The sequence below is a fragment of the Deefgea sp. CFH1-16 genome, assembly GCF_016881365.1.
Taxonomy (GTDB): Bacteria; Pseudomonadota; Gammaproteobacteria; order Burkholderiales; family Chitinibacteraceae; genus Deefgea.
In genome coordinates this window covers 1,703,431-1,720,070 of the sequence record NZ_WLYT01000001.1, presented here as the reverse complement: position 1 = coordinate 1,720,070, position 16,640 = coordinate 1,703,431, and the positions used below count along the sequence as shown (strand labels likewise).

Below are 16,640 nucleotides of genomic sequence, written 5' to 3'. Positions count from 1 at the left end.
AGATTAAGGATTATTCGCTCGCTGAATCGCGACGCACTGCTGGCAGCCATTGAATCACGCTGATGGCTTGCTCTAGCCGCTGTAAACTCAGATTTTTTTTCGCTAAGGACATATTGAGCGCCGCAGCTAAAGGCATGGCTTGTGCGGTTTCGCCCTTGGCGTTTTTAATCGCCCGCGCAATCATTTTGGCGTCGCTCTCAGTAAAGCGCGTGGCCCATTGCGCGGCAACGGCGCTGGCTTGCGTGGCAGTTTTTTCTTGCATTACAAACTTAAAAGCCACATCGCCCATCATCACAATGTATTGAGTGCCATTGCGATCGAGCGCGGCCTGTGCGGTTTTAATTTCGGCGATTTGCTGGCGTAATTCTTCAACTGGCGTCAATTGCGCCTCCTGATCTTGCAAAGGAAATGGCATTTCATCCTCAACCGACAAAAAAATCGAGGATAACAGAAGGCGGCAGATCGCGGTCATCACCCCACCGCAATCTGCGATTTAAATGCCTACAGCACAGCATTCAATCCAAACATCGCCCTAAAGCCTTGTTGATTCACAACCTTGCGGACTACAAAACGCAGCGCCATCTGTGGGCAAAGAGACAGGCGTTTGCTGCTGAATCCAAGCCACAAAAGCATCGGGTTGACCTAAAAATGGACCTAAATTAATGGCGGCCCCTTCCGCAAAACGCAAAGATGGAAAACCACGTAAATCGTACTGCGCCATGTCTTGCTGGCTTTGGGCAAAATGCGCGGCGATCGTTGTGGCTTCATGCTGCATCGCTTGCTCAAATGCTGCGCGAGTGAAACCGAGTTCCGCCGCCAGATCCAACAATACCGCGAAATCCGCAATTTGCCGCCCTTGCTGATAATGCGCTTGCTGGATTTTTTTTAGCATTTGCAAGCCCGATCCTCCTAGCGCTGCAGCGGCAAAAATCGCCAAGGTCGGCGGTGTGGAATCAAACACCGCTTGCGGATTACGCAGCAAACCGTCGAAATACGCTGGCGAAAAAACTTGCCCGCTTAAAGCAGCGATGCGCTGATCGTGCGGCATCACATAATCGCGCAATGCCGCTGTCACGTACTGACGGCGCTCGCCACTCATCATGCCGCCAGCGTGGAGCACGATTTGAATCTCAGGACATTGTTCTGCCAGCGCCTGCAATAAAGGCGCTGCGGCGTAGCACCAGCCGCACAGTGGATCAAAATAATAATCTAAACGTTTTACCATTTCATTTCGCCTTGATTCACTTTGGCACCAATCTCTAGCGCCATGCCCATACCGGCTTGCGGGTAAGCGCTTTGCATACTGCGAATCAGCTCGCCGCTATTTTTGGCACTGGCCGCATTGGTTTCAAAGCGCTGCAAATACTGTTGGGTATATTTAATCTGGCTGGCATCGAGCAAACTACCCGCTTGCATATGCCCCGGAATCACCGTTACCGCTTGCAATGCCGCCATTTCATTGAGCTGTGCCTGCCATGCACTACGCTCGGCAGCGGTTTGGGTGTCGGCAGTCCAAACGTGTAGTCCGCCAAATACGCCAATATTGCCAGCAATGGTTTTAATCGATGGAATCCACACATATGGGCGGTGCGCCAAGATGCCGGTATTGCCACGAATTTCAATGGTTTCCCCTTCAAGCATTAAAGTATTGCCTTGCAAAGGCTGTGGCAAAACTGGGTTTTTCGGCGCATTGGCGCCCATTTTTGGTCCCCAAAATGCGACTTTCCCGGCTAGTTTGCTGCTGATTTTGGCCAGAACTGCTGGCGTCGCCACGACTTGCGCTTGCGGGAACATATTTTTTAACACTTCAACGCCAAAATAATAATAATCAGGATCAGCTTGGCTAATCAAAATCGTGGTTAATTGCTTGCCACTGTCGAGCACATTGGCCCCAATGCGCAAAGCATCGGCACGCGTAAAACCACTGTCGATCAATACGGCCTCTTTTTCTCCGCTAATCAACACCGAATTGACATGAAAGCTGGTGGCGTCGGCGTTGTAAACTTTGAGTTGCAACGGCGCTTTGACGCTATCTTGGGCTTGAGCGACGTTAAAGCTTAAAGCTAAAGTGCTGGCGAGTAATGTGGTACGCAACATGATGTCTTCCTTGGGTGGTTTGATTGAACTGAAGCCAGTGTAGTTGCGTTAAACAGCCAGATAAATGCGCTATCATGGTCATGATTGTTGCAAAATTCGATCAAATAAAGGAAGTCGACGATGGATAGACTAAAAGCCATGCAGGTGTTTAGCAGCGTCGCCAGCACCGGCAGTTTTAGCGCCACGGCCGATCAGCTCGACATGTCGCGGGCGATGGTAACGCGCTATATCGCCGAGCTAGAGCAATGGCTGGGCGCGCGGCTACTGCAAAGAACAACGCGTAGCGTGACCCTCACTGATGCTGGCGAAAACTGCCTGCGGCGCAGCCAGCAAATGTTGGCGTTGATGCAAGATATTGAAGAAGAAAGCACACAACATGCTGGCGAGCTGCGCGGGCAATTACGCTTAACGTGCAGCATGTCGTTTGGCCATGCGCATTTAGCAGCGGCAATTGGCGACTTTTTAGCGCAGCATCCGGCGCTAAAAATCGATTTAAACGTCAACGATATGGCGGTGAATTTAGTTGAATCCCGAATTGATTTAGCGATTCGCATTAGCCTTGAGCCCGATGCTTTATTGATTGCACGCCCTTTGGCGGCGTGTGAATCAGTACTGGTGGCCTCGCCTAGGTATCTAGCGCAAAACGGTATTCCCAATGACCCAGAGGCACTTACCCTGCATGATTGTTTAAGCTACGCTAATTTTGGCAAAAGCATTTGGCAATTTTAACCGTGGCCAAGAGCAGCGCACCGTCGCCGTTCGTAGCCGCTTTAGTGCCAATGAAGCCACCGTTTTACTGCATGCGGCCTTGGCCGGCAGCGGGATTGCCTTGCAGCCGAGTTATTTGGTCAATCCCTTGCTGACCAGTGGCGATTTACACATCGTCTTGCCCGACTGGCAAGCCCCGACGATGACGATTTATGCGCTGTATCCATCACGGCGGCATTTATCCCCTGCCGTGCGTGCCTTGCTCGATTTTTTGGTTGCGCGCTTTAATCCGGCGCCGTGGTGAACATTAGGCGCTGTAGACGTTTAATCTGCTGCGTTACAAAGCGCCGACGTGGAATGACTCAGTGATTTGCGTCCTACCTCAGGCCAAAATCCGCAGCAACGCGGCGAGCCAAACAACGAGCAACAGGCGCTTAAATCTGGATTTAAGCCGCTAACAACCGGGCATACCCCAACTTTGTAAGAATCACTACCGTTAGCCCGCAGAGATCCATCACTCAGGCATAATTAGAATGCACTGCTCTCGCGCCAGCCATTGGCGCGGTATCAATGCAGAATTTGAATCACAACTCATCAAGGTATATTAATGCATGCAGCTTTTTAAATGGCCTGCATTAATATACCCATAAGAAATGGAATTATCGTGCTCACACCCAACATCAATACCGACATTCCCGCGTATGGCGTGGATGATTTAACTGAGCAAAGCTGGCAATGGCTGCACGCCGTTGGCCAATTGGCAGCGCAAGAGCTTGCCGCCATGCCCAAAGGCACTTTGGCGCTACTTGAAGCGCAAGATCGAGTGTATTGGGTAGCCCTCATCCACGATGAATATTACCTTGCCACCGCGACTATTTTTGACGGCGAAATCAATATTCAACACGGCGCACTATTGCGCGATTTATATGGCTTTAGTATTGAAGAACTCAACTTCATGCGCGAAGGTTTGACCGACTGGCTGACATCCCAAACCACGCTAAAAATCGCCGAGCCACGACAATTGCAACGCTGGAGCGAGCTCCCAGTGCACAGCGTGAACGACGATTTCCACAGTTAAATTTACAAATCAGTTGATCGCGCCGAGCGCCCCTTCGCTAAAGCGACGGGGTATTTTTCGGCATTGAGCTGCAATTTGGCTTGGGCGGCAGCAATTAAATCAATTTGAGTTACTTGGCAAAATTGCAGTAAATACAACAAAATATCCGCCACTTCATGCTCACACGCTTGGCGCTGTGTGGCATTTAATAGCGTGGTTGTGCTCGATTCTTCCCATTGAAAAATCTCCAGTAATTCGGCGGCTTCAACCGATAGCGCCATGGTTAAATTCTTAGGGCTATGAAACTGCCGCCAATCGCGCTCGAGCGCAAATTGATTCACTTGTTCAGTCAACTGCTGCAATGAATCACCCTGCTTGATCTGCCCCATTTACTCTCCATTTGTGCGATTCACACGCACTAGCATAAAAAACACCAATATCATCAATAGCTTATAAAAACGCACAGCCGTTGACTCAAGCGTATTTACTTGACATTCAATAGAACTCTCCAAGAATAACCACATAGGCTTCATCGGTAATACCACCTCATCCTTGCTGCGATTCACTGTCGCGGAGCAAACCAATGCAAATTTCAATCCAACAACGGTTAATTTATACCGTCTTATTCTTGTCTTTAATGCTCATGACCTTAGGCGGTATGGGTCTGTACAACCTGCAACAGGTCAATCAGTCGCTTAAAACCGTCTATGAAGACCGGGTGGTGCCACTCAAACAGCTCAAAATCATTGCCGACGCTTACGCCGTCAATATCATTGATGCCGCCAATAAAGCGCAAGTTGGGCTGGTCAGCGCAGAAAATACCGCCCAACAAGTCGCAGCTGCGCAGCAAATGATCGATCAACAATGGCTGGCCTATAAGGCGACCAGCCTTACCGCTGACGAATCGCGTTTAGCGCAAACGGCCGAGCAGCGCTTTGCTGCTGCCAATCAAAAAATTTATGCTTTTAAAGCAATTTTTAGCCCAACAGCAAGGCCCGATCCAAGGCCAACTCACCGAGCTGATCGGCATTTTATATCCAGCGATTGATCCTGTTGGCGAAATCATTGGCGAACTCATGAATCTACAGCTTGACGTTGCCAAGGCCGAATACTTGCAAGCGCAAACCAGTTACCAGCAGGTCAAAATACTTACGACCGGCTTAATTTTATTTGGCTTATGCTTGGCCGCTGTATCGTGCTTTTTACTAATTCGGGCGATTTCAATCCCACTTTCTCGTGCGGTAGGGATTGCCGAAAATATCGCTCAAGGTCAGCTGGATAATACCATTGTGATTCATTCACAAGACGAGACCGGACGCTTGTTGCAATCGATGCAAAATATGCAATTAACCATTCAAGGGTTTGTCCATTCACAAACCGAAATGGCAAAACAACACCGCGCCGGCTGGACTAGCCACCGTATGGATCCGACGGTATTTCCCGGTACATTTGGCGAGATGGCGCAAGAAACCAATCAGCTGGTGCATTCACATATTCTGGTCACCGAGCAAACCGTACAAGTGATTACGCAATATGCCCAAGGTAATTTTGAAGTGGCGATGCCGCGTTTAAATGGCGATCAAGCGCAAATTACCCAAGCGATCGATCAAGTCAAACAAGCTTTACTCAATATCAGTAATGAAATTAAAACCTTGGTCGAGGCCGGCGCTGCCGGCGACTTTGCCGTGCGTGGCGATGCCCAGCGCTATCAATTTAAATTTAAGGCCATGATTGAAGATTTAAATCGCTTAATGAATACCTGCGACATTGGTTTTAACGATATTTTACGCGTCGCCAATGCGCTGTCGATTGGCGATTTAAGTCAAACGATCCAAAAGGAATATCCAGGCTTATTTGGCAAAGCCAAAGACGGCGTAAATCACACGGTATTTGCGCTGAGTAATATCGTTGCCGAGATTGAAAGCATGGTGACTGCTGCTGCCGAGCAAGGCAATTTTAGTTTACGGCTCGATGTTGAAGATAAAACCGGCTTTAGCGCTCGCATCGCCCAGTTGCTCAATCGCCTGTCTGCAGTCACCGAAATGGGTTTGCGTGATGTCATGCACGTCGCCAGCGCGCTAGCGCAGGGTGATTTAAGCCAAACGATTCGTACAGACTACCCAGGCTTATTTGGCGAAACCAAAGAAGGCATGAATGCCACCGTGTATAAATTGCAGCAACTGGTCGGAGAAATTCAACAAGCGGGCAACACGATTCACGTTGCCGCCACAGAAATCGCACAAGGCAATCAAGATTTATCGCGCCGTACTGAAGCACAGGCAGCCAGCCTAGAAGAAACCGCATCCAGTAGTGAAGAGCTTGCCAGTACGGTCAAACAAAATGCCGACAATGCGATCACCGCAAGGCAATTGGCACAAAATGCGGAACAGATTGCCAAAACCGGCAGCGGCTTAGTGCAATCGATCGTCAGTAGCATGGCATCGATCAATACCTCATCCGGCAAAATTGTCGACATTATTAGCGTGATTGATGGCATTGCGTTTCAAACCAATATTTTGGCACTCAACGCCGCAGTAGAAGCCGCCCGAGCCGGCGAACAAGGGCGTGGTTTTGCTGTCGTTGCCACCGAGGTGCGCCATCTGGCACAACGCTCGGCGATTGCGGCGAAAGAAATCAAAGTACTCATTAGCGGCAGTGTCAATGAAGTCGAACGTGGTAGCCAAATTGTCAGCTCCGCAGGCAGTACCATGGCCGAAATCGAGCGCAGTATTCAGCACGTCACACGCCTGATGCATGACATCGCCATCGCATCCAAAGAACAAAGTGACGGTATCGGTCAGGTCAATCAAGCGGTTGGCCACATGGACGAAGTCACTCAGCAAAATGCTGCCCTCGTCGAACAAGCCGCAGCCGCGGCCACCGCATTACAAGAACAAGCTGATCAACTGGCGCAATTGGTCGGCGTCTTTAAACTTAATCCGTTGACACCACGACCCGTGCTATCCGCATCTAAGGTCTATTGATGTTTGGTTTACCTCCTTGGAATATTGTTCGCGCCAAATCCAAACGTCGTCACCGCGTGCCATATAAATTGCGCGCATAAAAAAGCCGATGCATCGCATCGGCCTTGGGCTAATCGGTGCGCTAATTAGGCGCTTTGATCAACCTTGGCAGCACTGAGTGCCGCTTGGAGTTTGGCTTCATCTTCATGCGATAAGGAAGTTTGCAGCAAAGTCCCGCCGGTGCCGCGCAATTGCTCGAGCACTTTATCTGGCGTCATGCTGCGCACTAAAACAAACAGCGTTGAGCTTTCTGGCTGCATATTGGCCGCCAGATCTTTCATAAACTGATCGTCAATCCCTAAATCAGTTAAAGCACCCGATAAAGCGCCGGTTGATGCACCAATCGCCATACCAACGATCGGCATTAAAAAAATCATGCCAATCAAAGCGCCCCAAAAACCACCGCTGACTGCGCCTGTGGCCGTCAGATTTAGCGCTTTGATGCAATTTGACTTTGCCAGCAGCGTCTTTAGTGGCGACGACGGCGTCTTCTAAATCAATCAGATATTCAGTTTGTAATTTACGCAAAGCCAAACGAACTTCTTCGGCTTTATACATATTGTCATAACCCACGACCACTAATGAACTCATCTCAATTCCTTTCAGAAAATTAAAATTAAATTTCAATAAAACTAAGAGTTTACTTTGTTGATTATTGCACAGTACTTTCAATCCATTAAGATAAAGCCATGCGCAAACCAATGAAATAGCCTAGTTTGGTATTTTTTACGCTCGGCGCAGCAGCAAAAAATCCAGTGTCAATACCAGCAAAACACTGATAAATACCATTGGCAATAACAAAGCCAACACCAGCAAGATCAAACTGCCAGTTTTCCAGTGTAGTAGGCTCTGCAGGGTTTTGGGCGCAGCCAATTGACCAACAGGGCGACGCTTTAACCACATCACCACGCCACTGAGTGAGATCAAGAGGAGTAACACGCAGGCCGACAGCATTAATAATTGGTTCGGCAGGCCAAAATACTTGCCTTCATGAATCGCAATCCCATATTCAACCGCCTTGGGCACCCAGCCATAGTCAGCAAATCGAATGTCCGCCAACACTTTGCCGCTGTATTGATCTAAATGCAGCGTTCTTTGCTGCACTGGATCATCCACCGCTAATGACAGCGTATAAACGCCCTTGGCATCTTTGGGCGGGCTGATCGATAAACCTGCTTGCATGTTTAGCTTACCGGCAATGCCTTGGATTTGCGTTAAGGACAATGCCGTCGTCGCCAATGGCTGCGACTGATGCGCCGCGTGCTCACTATGCGGCAAGGGTGCGGCCTCTACCGCCCAAGGGACGGCTTTATCCACCGTTGAATTTAAACTGCGAGTGAGCGGCGTCGATTCTGGCAATTGATTCCACAAGGCACTGGGGTAGCGCTGCCAAACATCGGCAAATTTTTCACCCCAAATCCCGGTCCACGGCAAACCCGTGACCAGCAAAAACAGCAGTACGCCCGAGCACCAAAATCCGCCGACCGCATGTAAGTCTCGCCAAAAAACTCGCTTGCCAGCGCCAAGCCGAGGTAAAAAAATCCCCACACACCCCCGCCTTGCTCGGCCACCATAAATACCAGCCCGACAGCACCAGCAAAATACTCCAACTGGCGGCCAACTCAATCAGCGCATCGCCCCACGGCCCGATCAATAATTCACCATGCAAACGCAGCGCAATGCCTTGTAAAGTCCAAGCAAAATCTTGTTCGCCTAAAATTTGATTGCGATACGGGTCAATAAATACCAAGCGCTCAGCGCCATCGGCCAATTGAATTTTAAATTTGCGCGCTACGATCGATTTGTTCGGCCGGCGTGTATTTCGTTACCTGCATCGCCGGATAGTTGTGCGTGAGCGTCACCACCATGGCATCGGCCGTCACCGCTTGTTTGGCCGGGCTAAGCCGTAATAATTGCGGATATAACAATGGATCAAGCTGCGGTTTAAACAGATAAATTGCGCCAGTCACCGCCAGCAGCATGAGTACCGGAATCACCAATAAACCGGCGTAAAAATGCCAGCGCCAAACTACCGCATAAAAATGTGAGGGTTTTGTTTTCGACATACCAAGTCTCCGACCGCGAGCGGTTGATTGGACGTGCGGCGAGCACGGCCAATCAACCGCACTAGCGGCCTAAATTTAAAATCAATGTGTGTTTTTAAATCGAGAGAACAGACGGCGGGGCGTGACTTGGCGGGCGTAAAAAATCAACTGAAACGACGTGTAAAGCCGCCAAAACACGCGGCAGATCACCAGCAAAAAACGCGACAAATGGCAGTAAAATCGCCACCGTTGGTGGGCAAGCGGCATTGGCGCTGGCGGCCAATAAGCATATTTTACAAATATTGCTGACTGGTGCCGCAGGCGCAGAATCAACAGGTAGGTCGCTCGTTTTAAATACGCTACTACACAACGCTGGGCGTGCGAAATCCTGCATCGGCGGGCGATGCACCATACTCATCAGCAGCATCGCCAGCACTGCAAACAGCGCTAACGTCAAACCGCTTAATCGAAACCCACGCGAAGCCAGCATTGAGAACTTGAGAATAAAAGGCCGCCGGATTCTACGAAGCGCCGCAAACCGGCACAAGTGCTATTTTCAATTGTCATAATAGACAATGGGTATATTGATGTGCCCTTTAATAAAAAAGAGCCGCAGCAATATACCCATAGGTAACAATAAACAACACCCAAGCCTATCGCTGGGCTGAGATCACCAAGATCGCGTTAAGCCGACACAAAACGCTCATGCGACGCTGGTGGTATAAATGTCCAAGCAATAAAGCGGCTTTGCTTTTGACCTTGGCTCATTTCAATCGTTCGCACATCATAGGCACCGGCTTTTTCTAAAGTGCGATACAACAACGGCAAGCTACTGGCTTTCGACACCAAGCTGGTAAACCACAAGCAACGCTGAGCAATTTGCCGACTTTCTGAAATCATGCGCTGAATAAACGCTTCTTCTCCCCCCTCACACCACAGCTCGCCGCCTTGACCACCAAAATTGAGCAGCGGTTTTTCCGCTGCGGTGCTAGCTGCCTTACTGGTACGCGGTGCTTTGCCGAGGTTTTTCCATTTACGCTGCGAGCCAGCACTGGCCTCAGCCAAAGAAGCATGAAATGGGGGATTGCATAAGGTTAAATCAAAAAACTCATCGTCTTGAATAATGCCTAAAAACATCGCCCCGGGGATTTTTTGCTGGCGTAATTGAATATTCAATTGTGGATTGGCCGCCGCAATCTGCTGCGCATTAGCCAGCGCCACTTCATCGACTTCTGAGCCGACGCATTCCCAGCCGTATTCACTGGCCGCAATCAAGGGATAAACGCAATTGGCACCGCAACCAATATCCAGCACCCGAACAACGGCCGGCATTTTGCCACGATGGCTATCAATCAATAAATCCGCCAAATTGTGAATATAATCGGCGCGCCCCGGAATCGGCGGGCACAAATAACCTGCCGGCACATCCCAATTTTGTACGCCATAAAATGCCGCCAATAAAGCACGATTGAGCATTTTTACTGCCGCTGGATTGGCAAAATCAATCGACTCATCACCATACGGATTCACTGCCACAAAGGGCGCTAGTGCTGGGCAAGCCGCAATCAAGCTCGGAAAATCATAGCGACCACGATGCGGATTGCGCGGGTGCAATTGTGCTGGCGCTTTAGTCACGCTGGGCGCGGCAGGGCGAGAAGTTTTAGAACGCGGTTTTGCTTGCATATTTTTTTAGCCTTAAATCAGTGCTGCCATTCTCGCACATTCACAGTGCGATTCGCAGGAATCAAATCTAGCCTAAAGTCTGTTGACGTTGGCTATATCAACCGCCTTAGGACTATTTTTGGCCAGAGGCAAGGCCGGAAGCACGCCACTGAGTCATGCTCAGTCAGCACTTTGCATCACAGTATCAACCCCAAAGCCACCAAATCCTAACGGTGCGCCACAAAAACGACCTTCCATCGGAATGACGTCGTCCTAAGTTACCGCTCATACCATGACTAAAACCGTTTTTATGATCTCGGCGTAAACTGGCGATCTTTTTTCATTGGCTCACACAACAATGACTCCAAACAGCCAAACGATTCGCTTTTTACGTCAACGAATTCCCAGCTTTGAATGTATTGTCGGTTGCCATGATTGTTGTGGCCCTGTAACCACATCACCCGAAGAAATGTCACGTTTGCCACGCAAAACCGCGGCTGAGCAAGAGACGGCGTTGGCCGAATTATCTTGCCCCCATCTGGCGGAAAAAGGCTGTAGTGTGTATCTAGAGCGGCCACTAATTTGCCGCTTATTTGGCACAACGCCCGCCTTGCCCTGTCCGCATGGTCGTCGACCTGAACTCATGATCGCCCCGCAAATTGAGCAACAAATTCATCACTATATGGCCAGCACCCGGCAGGTCTTGGTTTAGTCAAAAACTAAACTCTGTTTATGCTTGCACTTTAGGAAGCGAAATCCATGCCGATACCTTATAAAACAATAACATTGTCAACCACGGCGATTACAACAAAGCGGCAGCGCTTGTCATTACCAGCGCTTTATTGGTTTCAATGCGTTCACTTTCAACTCCTTCCGCCCACAACAAAAAATTGACGCAGTATTCGCCCGGAGCTTTGACCATGTTTGCTAAAATTTCTACCCGACTCATGCTGGGCTTTGGTTTATTGCTGGCACTCTTACTCGCCATTATTGCCATCAGCGTATTGAATATTCATAATTTACAGCAGTCTAGTTCACAAATTTTGCAGTCCGACGTGGCCGTTGGCGATCAAGCGCAAGAAATTCGCTATCTCGTCACCCGAACCCGCCAACGAGAAAAAGACTTATTTTTTGCCGTTGATGTGCAAAACCCTGATGCCGTAAAAAAACTGAAAGCCGAATGGGATACACAACTGACCGCACTCAACACTGCAATTAGTGCTTTCAGCGCATTACCCCTCTCGCCCGAACTGAAAAGCATTGCAGCTCAAATGCCGATGCAAGTGAAAGGCTATCAAGACGCATTAAACACCGTGTATAGCCAAATTAGCTCAGGCCAAATCACCACGCCGCAACAAGCCAATCTGGCACTTGAGCCCCATAAACAGCCGATTCGTGATTTGAGTGATAAGGTCAAGCAAAGCTATGATTTATCGCATCAAGCCATGCTGGCAGCACAATCAAAAATCACTGAACAAGCCGATCAAAATCGCAACTCTCTCTTACTGATGGGCGCAATTGCCCTCCTTGCTGGTATTGCCGCCGCTTTATTGATCAGCCGCTCGATTATTCGGCCGCTGCATTTTATGCAGCATGAAATCATGCAAATTGATCAACACAGCGATCTAACTCGCCGCCTGCCGCTCGATGGCGGCACCGAGCTCGCCGATATGGCGCAGGCCATTAACCGTTTACTCGGCGCGCTAGCTGCCACCTTGGGTGAGCTACAACAGCAATCATCGCAACTAAAAAGTTCCGCGCAGCAATTATCGAGCACCTCGGCACAAGTCAAAAACAGCTCTGAAATACAGTCTGATCAAAGTGTCTCAATGGCCGCTACGCTAGAAGAAATTTCCACCAGCATTAGCCATATCGCCAATTTATCCGGCGATGCACGGCAAATGTCACAGCAATCGGGGCAAGCGGCCAGGAATGGCGTCGAGCACATTAGCGCCATGGTCACCGACATTGGCCGCATTGCCGATTCGATTCGCCAAGCCGCCTTCACCGCTGAAGAGCTCGACGCATCATCGGATCGTATTTCTGGCATTACCATGGTAATTAAAGATGTCGCCGACCAAACCAATCTACTTGCGCTCAATGCGGCCATCGAAGCGGCGCGTGCCGGAGAGCAAGGCCGTGGCTTTGCCGTGGTGGCCGATGAAGTGCGTAAATTAGCTGAAAAAACTGGCCGTTCAGCACAAGAAATTTCGGCCATGATTAGCACGATTCAACATGGTGCGAAAAATATGGCCGAACAAATGCGAACGTCTGTCAGCAGCGTGGAAACCGGCATGCAAGTGGCTCACAATGCCGGCCAAGCCATGAGCAGCATTAGTGGCAGCGCACAATCGGTGGCGCAAGTGATTGAAGAAGTGAATATTGCGCTGGCCGAACAATCATCGGCCAGCCAAATGCTCGCCAATCGCGTGGAATCTATCGTCCAAATGATTGATGAAAACACCCAAAGTACCGTCCACGTTGCGGGAACGGCTCAAACACTCGACACCATGGCCGATACGCTGAGCAATCAAATTGCGCGCTATCGCGTCAGTTAGGATCTGTTGACGTTTGCTTTTCTGCCGCGCTGGCACCAAAAATGAATCACGGCTGCATATGCAGCCGTTTTTATTTCAGCGCATGGATTCGATCAGTTAAAATTAAATTTTTCTTTACACAAATCAATCATGCCTATTCGTCCAGTGTTAAAAATGGGTGAGCCCTTGCTACTGACTACGGCACAAACAGTCAGCGAATTTGATACGCCCGAGCTGCATGCACTCATCGTCGACTTATTCGATACGATGGCCGACAGCCAAGGTGTGGGTATTGCCGCACCGCAAATCGGCGTTAGCCTGCAAGTGGTGGTGTTTGGTTTTGCGCAAAATGCGCGTTATCCCGACGCCGATGCGGTGCCACAAACAATACTTATCAATCCCATCATTACCCCCATTGGCATAGAACTCGAATCTGGCTGGGAGGGGTGTCTGTCTGTGCCTGGCTTAAGAGGTGTCGTACCGCGCTATACCCAGATACGCTATCAAGGCTTTGATCAATTTGGTACTCCAATTGATCGCACCGTGAGTGGCTTTCACGCCCGCGTCGTGCAGCACGAATGCGACCATCTATTTGGCGTGCTGTATCCACAACGCATCACCGATATGACGCAATTTGGCTATACCGAGGTGCTATTTCCCAAGTTGAAGGCAGAGCAAGATGAGTAAAAAAACCAGCGGTGGACTCGTCTATTCAACCGAGCACGGCACAATGTGCCCAACGTGTCGTCAGCCGCAAGCAGCATGCAGCTGCAAAGCGGTACTCCCCAGTGGCGACGGTATCGCCCGAGTGGGCCGCGAGCTACGTAAGGGCAAGGCGGTGATTGTCGTCAAAGGCTTAATCCTCGATAGCGCCGCCCTCTCGGCGCTGGGCAAACAACTCAAAACCTTATGTGGCACCGGTGGCACGGTCAAAGATGGGCAAATTGAAATTCAAGGCGAGCATCGCGACAGCATCATCAACGAACTAAACCGGCAAGGCTTTAAAACCAAACGTGCCGGAGGCTAACGCCTGCTGGCGTTGACTTGGTCGTTGCAAACTCCAACTTAAGTAATTAAAACGCAAAGCATTTATGTACGCTTGCTACAACACAGCGCCGCTGCGAACAGCACGCCAACGCGGCGGGCTCAGCCAACGTCAACAGGCGCTAGAAGTAGCGCAAAATTACCATCCCAAGAGTGGCCTGCATCATAGCTACAATCGAAGATAGAACTTATGCTCAGTACAGGTGCAAAAGTGTGATCGCCATTGGCCACCACACATTTGCGTTACAAGTTAATCGCTGCTTTCTATTGATAATCGTGTCTATGAACAAGCTCTTTATTCTGGCAATCAGCGCCGCATGTGCTTTTCCGCTGAGCGCCACTGCCAGTATCAATATCTCCATCGGTACCCCGGTGGGGATTTCACCGGCAACGCCAATCTTGCAACTCGGGTCGCGCAATCATCGAGGCTATTACTGGGATGGCCGCTATTGGCAAAGCCCACGCTATTGGTCGTCGCATTACCGCTATCATCAAGGACGCTGGCATGATCGCCACGATAAAAAATATAAGAAATATAAAAAGCATCCCCACCACGGCCGTGACCGTGATCGCGACTGGGATGATGATTAAGTAAAACAGGAATGTGCAGACGTAAAAAAGCCGATCTAGAAGATCGGCTTTTTTGAATTTGGTGCCCGGGGCCGGACTCGAACCGGCACACCTTTCGGCGGGGGATTTTGAGTCCCCTGCGTCTACCAATTCCGCCACCCGGGCATGAGTGTGTTCTGTGTAGGAGGCGGATTATTCCTGATTCGACCTTGCTTGGCAAGCATTTTAAACAAAAATTATTGCGCTCAAAAAATACCTCAATAAAATCAATGGGCATTCAAAACTCAACCCTGCGGCAAGCAATGCTAATTGCGTTTATTGCCAATCACGCGTGCGCGGCATTACTGATTCCGCGGTTTAAAAAAAAGTGTAGTTTTGGTAAGGCTCAAACGCTTGATAAATCGCCACCGATCGCGCAGGCAGTTGCAGCAACACACTACCAGCCTGCATTTTGCTATCTGGCGCGCCACCTAAAGCATCGCGCAACGGCACGCCGTCATACCAATGCGAATAAGGAATCAATAAACGACTCGCCAGCGGCGTATCAGCCAAGTTCACCACCACCAAAGCCGCCTCCCCCGGAACATCGGTGGCACGTAAAAACGCCAGGGTATTACCCGCCAGTCGATGGCCCAAAACGATGATATCGCCATACTGTAGGGCGGTATTTTGCTGACGAATGGCAATCAATTGCTTAACCCATGCCCGCTGCGCGTGGTTCCAGTCGGCCTCGTTCCAGCGCATTGGCCGGCGGCAATCTGGATCCGCGCCACCTTGCATACCGATTTCTTCGCCGTAATAAACGAGCGGGATGCCCGGCAAAGTAAATTGCATCGCCATCGCCAGTTGCGCGTCATGCAAATTACCAACGGTGGTAATCAAACGCGGCGTATCGTGGCTCGACAACATATTCCACGAACACAACAAGCCTTTCAAGCCATACGCATCACGAGCATCTTGAATCGCCGCATTCATTTGTATGCTGTCGATTTCGCCTGCCAGCCAAGCCAAAATCGCGGTGCGATACCAGTAATTCATCATGCCGCTATAACCAGCACCAGCCTGAAACCAGCCACCAGAGAAACCATTTAATTCACCAAGTAACCCAGCCTCTGGATACGCTTTACCCACCACCTCGGCCATCTCTTGTGCGACGGGTATACCGACGTCTTGCGCGACATCAAAGCGCCAGTTGTCGATACCTCGACTTAACCAGTATTGCACTACGCTGTTTGGCTGACGGTACAGCACGTCTCTGACTGCCGGATTGGCCAAATTAAGCTCTGGCATCAAACCATAATCTTGCCAACATAAATAACGTCCATCTGCCAGAAAAGTAAACCAATCACGCTTGCTTGGGACACCTTGTTGCGCGGCTAAAAACCACGGATGAAACTCAGAAACATGATTAAGCACGGCGTCCAGCGTCAGATTCATACCTTGTTGATGCAATGTATCGATCAAACGTAGTAGTGCCGCCTCACCACCAAACATGGCATCAATGGTAAAAAAATCCGTGGCGTCGTATTTATGATTGCTCGGCGCACTAAAAATCGGCGTGAGGTAAACTCCGGTCACTCCTAAATCCAGCAAATAATCGATTTTGTCAGCTATACCATCTAAGTCACCACCGAAAAATTGCTGTCCCCATGGCTGATTTAAGGTGCTGTCATCCCAACCACATTTGGCGACATTCGGCATCGCATACGCCGCGCTGGCTAATTTTTCCGCGCTACTTAAGCCGCCGCCAATGGCAAATCGCTCGGGAAAGATCTGATACACAATTTGGCTAGCGCGCCGACGAGTAAGGTCATCCAGTTGAGTCATCACATCGCCCCATTGACAGTGAAATACATTAACCGTAGCAGAACATTAACCTACTCCAAGATTGTTTTTA

The 16,640-nt window shown here is 49.8% G+C and carries 20 protein-coding genes, 1 tRNA gene and 1 pseudogene; 10 read left to right on the top strand and 12 right to left on the bottom strand.

Annotated elements, in window-relative coordinates; all coding sequences use genetic code 11:
* Positions 1 to 10 precede the first annotated feature (10 nt).
* The 3 genes from GKO28_RS09540 to GKO28_RS09530 form a co-directional block, all read right to left on the bottom strand.
* Positions 11 to 415, bottom strand: a complete 405-nt coding sequence (locus GKO28_RS09540) for a hypothetical protein (protein ID WP_182076099.1) — start codon at positions 413 to 415, stop codon at positions 11 to 13.
* Positions 416 to 532: 117 nt separating this feature from the next.
* Positions 533 to 1,225, bottom strand: coding sequence for a DsbA family protein (locus tag GKO28_RS09535; protein ID WP_182076098.1), 693 nt, complete (start codon positions 1,223 to 1,225; stop codon positions 533 to 535).
* Positions 1,219 to 2,097 (bottom strand): MBL fold metallo-hydrolase, encoded by an 879-nt coding sequence (locus GKO28_RS09530; protein WP_182076097.1) that lies wholly within the window; start codon positions 2,095 to 2,097, stop codon positions 1,219 to 1,221. Before GKO28_RS09530 ends, GKO28_RS09535 begins: the two co-directional genes overlap by 7 nt.
* 120 nt (positions 2,098 to 2,217) lie before the next feature.
* Here GKO28_RS09530 and GKO28_RS21415 point away from each other — a divergent pair, with 120 nt between their 5' ends.
* From GKO28_RS21415 to GKO28_RS09520, 3 genes are all read left to right on the top strand, one after another.
* Positions 2,218 to 2,826 (top strand): LysR family transcriptional regulator, encoded by a 609-nt coding sequence (locus GKO28_RS21415; protein ID WP_282099267.1) that lies wholly within the window; start codon positions 2,218 to 2,220, stop codon positions 2,824 to 2,826.
* On the top strand, positions 2,801 to 3,109 hold the full coding sequence (locus GKO28_RS21410; RefSeq protein WP_282099266.1) for a LysR substrate-binding domain-containing protein: 309 nt from the start codon (positions 2,801 to 2,803) through the stop codon (positions 3,107 to 3,109). Before GKO28_RS21415 ends, GKO28_RS21410 begins: the two co-directional genes overlap by 26 nt.
* Positions 3,110 to 3,469: 360 nt before the next feature.
* Positions 3,470 to 3,883 (top strand): hypothetical protein, encoded by a 414-nt coding sequence (locus tag GKO28_RS09520; RefSeq protein ID WP_182076096.1) that lies wholly within the window; start codon positions 3,470 to 3,472, stop codon positions 3,881 to 3,883.
* Between the two features lie 2 nt (positions 3,884 to 3,885).
* Here GKO28_RS09520 and GKO28_RS09515 read toward each other — a convergent pair whose 3' ends face one another.
* Positions 3,886 to 4,251: a nucleotide pyrophosphohydrolase gene (locus GKO28_RS09515; protein WP_182076095.1), complete on the bottom strand. Its 366-nt coding sequence runs from the start codon at positions 4,249 to 4,251 to the stop codon at positions 3,886 to 3,888.
* A 194-nt stretch (positions 4,252 to 4,445) separates the two neighbouring features.
* Here GKO28_RS09515 and GKO28_RS09510 point away from each other — a divergent pair, with 194 nt between their 5' ends.
* Both GKO28_RS09510 and GKO28_RS21405 read left to right on the top strand, forming a co-directional pair.
* Positions 4,446 to 4,910 carry an MCP four helix bundle domain-containing protein gene (locus GKO28_RS09510; protein ID WP_182076094.1) on the top strand — a complete coding sequence of 155 codons (465 nt, stop codon included), beginning with the start codon at positions 4,446 to 4,448 and terminating at the stop codon, positions 4,908 to 4,910.
* A complete protein-coding gene (locus GKO28_RS21405) occupies positions 4,822 to 6,846 on the top strand; it encodes a methyl-accepting chemotaxis protein (RefSeq protein WP_182076093.1) in 2,025 nt (674 codons plus the stop codon). Before GKO28_RS09510 ends, GKO28_RS21405 begins: the two co-directional genes overlap by 89 nt.
* A gap of 125 nt (positions 6,847 to 6,971) precedes the next feature.
* On the opposite strand, the gene GKO28_RS09500 is transcribed toward GKO28_RS21405, so the two are convergent.
* From GKO28_RS09500 to rlmF, 6 genes and pseudogenes are all read right to left on the bottom strand, one after another.
* Positions 6,972 to 7,262: a DUF1269 domain-containing protein gene (locus GKO28_RS09500; RefSeq protein ID WP_203564073.1), complete on the bottom strand. Its 291-nt coding sequence runs from the start codon at positions 7,260 to 7,262 to the stop codon at positions 6,972 to 6,974.
* Positions 7,189 to 7,476, bottom strand: coding sequence for a DUF1269 domain-containing protein (locus GKO28_RS09495; protein ID WP_203564072.1), 288 nt, complete (start codon positions 7,474 to 7,476; stop codon positions 7,189 to 7,191). The genes GKO28_RS09500 and GKO28_RS09495 overlap by 74 nt, the downstream gene beginning before the upstream one ends.
* Before the next feature lie 135 nt (positions 7,477 to 7,611).
* Positions 7,612 to 8,635: pseudogene (locus tag GKO28_RS19725) on the bottom strand (PepSY-associated TM helix domain-containing protein).
* Between the two features lie 28 nt (positions 8,636 to 8,663).
* Positions 8,664 to 8,951 (bottom strand): PepSY domain-containing protein, encoded by a 288-nt coding sequence (locus GKO28_RS21400; RefSeq protein ID WP_203564069.1) that lies wholly within the window; start codon positions 8,949 to 8,951, stop codon positions 8,664 to 8,666.
* Positions 8,952 to 9,045: 94 nt separating this feature from the next.
* Positions 9,046 to 9,420: a hypothetical protein gene (locus tag GKO28_RS09475; RefSeq protein ID WP_182076092.1), complete on the bottom strand. Its 375-nt coding sequence runs from the start codon at positions 9,418 to 9,420 to the stop codon at positions 9,046 to 9,048.
* Between the two features lie 194 nt (positions 9,421 to 9,614).
* The gene (gene rlmF / locus GKO28_RS09470; protein WP_182076091.1) at positions 9,615 to 10,613 is read right to left on the bottom strand and encodes a 23S rRNA (adenine(1618)-N(6))-methyltransferase RlmF; all 999 of its coding nucleotides are present in this window, start codon (positions 10,611 to 10,613) and stop codon (positions 9,615 to 9,617) included.
* A gap of 337 nt (positions 10,614 to 10,950) precedes the next feature.
* Between rlmF and GKO28_RS09465 the strand changes: the two genes are divergently transcribed.
* The 5 genes from GKO28_RS09465 (at position 10,951) to GKO28_RS09445 (ending at position 14,764) form a co-directional block, all read left to right on the top strand.
* Positions 10,951 to 11,304 (top strand): YkgJ family cysteine cluster protein, encoded by a 354-nt coding sequence (locus GKO28_RS09465; RefSeq protein WP_182076090.1) that lies wholly within the window; start codon positions 10,951 to 10,953, stop codon positions 11,302 to 11,304.
* Between the two features lie 208 nt (positions 11,305 to 11,512).
* Positions 11,513 to 13,150 (top strand): methyl-accepting chemotaxis protein, encoded by a 1,638-nt coding sequence (locus GKO28_RS09460; protein ID WP_182076089.1) that lies wholly within the window; start codon positions 11,513 to 11,515, stop codon positions 13,148 to 13,150.
* Positions 13,151 to 13,279: 129 nt separating this feature from the next.
* A complete protein-coding gene (def, locus tag GKO28_RS09455; RefSeq protein ID WP_182076088.1) occupies positions 13,280 to 13,816 on the top strand; it encodes a peptide deformylase in 537 nt (178 codons plus the stop codon).
* Positions 13,809 to 14,156, top strand: a complete 348-nt coding sequence (locus GKO28_RS09450) for a translation initiation factor Sui1 (protein WP_182076087.1) — start codon at positions 13,809 to 13,811, stop codon at positions 14,154 to 14,156. Before def ends, GKO28_RS09450 begins: the two co-directional genes overlap by 8 nt.
* A gap of 230 nt (positions 14,157 to 14,386) precedes the next feature.
* On the top strand, positions 14,387 to 14,764 hold the full coding sequence (locus GKO28_RS09445) for a DUF2502 domain-containing protein (protein WP_182076086.1): 378 nt from the start codon (positions 14,387 to 14,389) through the stop codon (positions 14,762 to 14,764).
* A gap of 59 nt (positions 14,765 to 14,823) precedes the next feature.
* Here GKO28_RS09445 and GKO28_RS09440 read toward each other — a convergent pair.
* A tRNA-Leu gene (locus GKO28_RS09440) sits at positions 14,824 to 14,908 on the bottom strand.
* 192 nt (positions 14,909 to 15,100) lie between these two features.
* Positions 15,101 to 16,570, bottom strand: a complete 1,470-nt coding sequence (locus GKO28_RS09435; RefSeq protein WP_182076085.1) for a glycoside hydrolase family 13 protein — start codon at positions 16,568 to 16,570, stop codon at positions 15,101 to 15,103.
* Positions 16,571 to 16,640: the final 70 nt, after the last annotated feature.

Bases quoted from the DNA above. Each gene is read 5' to 3' on its own strand.
- rlmF (WP_182076091.1), bottom strand. From the start codon at position 10,613: ATGCAAGCAAAACCGCGTTCTAAAACTTCTCGCCCTGCCGCGCCCAGC.
- GKO28_RS09535 (WP_182076098.1), bottom strand. From the start codon at position 1,225: ATGGTAAAACGTTTAGATTATTATTTTGATCCACTGTGCGGCTGGTGC.
- GKO28_RS09515 (WP_182076095.1), bottom strand. From the start codon at position 4,251: ATGGGGCAGATCAAGCAGGGTGATTCATTGCAGCAGTTGACTGAACAA.
- GKO28_RS09530 (WP_182076097.1), bottom strand. From the start codon at position 2,097: ATGTTGCGTACCACATTACTCGCCAGCACTTTAGCTTTAAGCTTTAAC.
- GKO28_RS09495 (WP_203564072.1), bottom strand. From the start codon at position 7,476: ATGAGTTCATTAGTGGTCGTGGGTTATGACAATATGTATAAAGCCGAA.
- GKO28_RS21400 (WP_203564069.1), bottom strand. From the start codon at position 8,951: ATGTCGAAAACAAAACCCTCACATTTTTATGCGGTAGTTTGGCGCTGG.
- GKO28_RS21415 (WP_282099267.1), top strand. From the start codon at position 2,218: ATGGATAGACTAAAAGCCATGCAGGTGTTTAGCAGCGTCGCCAGCACC.
- GKO28_RS09460 (WP_182076089.1), top strand. From the start codon at position 11,513: ATGTTTGCTAAAATTTCTACCCGACTCATGCTGGGCTTTGGTTTATTG.
- GKO28_RS09510 (WP_182076094.1), top strand. From the start codon at position 4,446: ATGCAAATTTCAATCCAACAACGGTTAATTTATACCGTCTTATTCTTG.
- GKO28_RS09450 (WP_182076087.1), top strand. From the start codon at position 13,809: ATGAGTAAAAAAACCAGCGGTGGACTCGTCTATTCAACCGAGCACGGC.
- def (WP_182076088.1), top strand. From the start codon at position 13,280: ATGCCTATTCGTCCAGTGTTAAAAATGGGTGAGCCCTTGCTACTGACT.
- GKO28_RS21405 (WP_182076093.1), top strand. From the start codon at position 4,822: ATGCTTTTAAAGCAATTTTTAGCCCAACAGCAAGGCCCGATCCAAGGC.
- GKO28_RS09435 (WP_182076085.1), bottom strand. From the start codon at position 16,570: ATGACTCAACTGGATGACCTTACTCGTCGGCGCGCTAGCCAAATTGTG.
- GKO28_RS09540 (WP_182076099.1), bottom strand. From the start codon at position 415: ATGCCATTTCCTTTGCAAGATCAGGAGGCGCAATTGACGCCAGTTGAA.
- GKO28_RS09475 (WP_182076092.1), bottom strand. From the start codon at position 9,420: ATGCTGGCTTCGCGTGGGTTTCGATTAAGCGGTTTGACGTTAGCGCTG.
- GKO28_RS09500 (WP_203564073.1), bottom strand. From the start codon at position 7,262: ATGATTTTTTTAATGCCGATCGTTGGTATGGCGATTGGTGCATCAACC.
- GKO28_RS09465 (WP_182076090.1), top strand. From the start codon at position 10,951: ATGACTCCAAACAGCCAAACGATTCGCTTTTTACGTCAACGAATTCCC.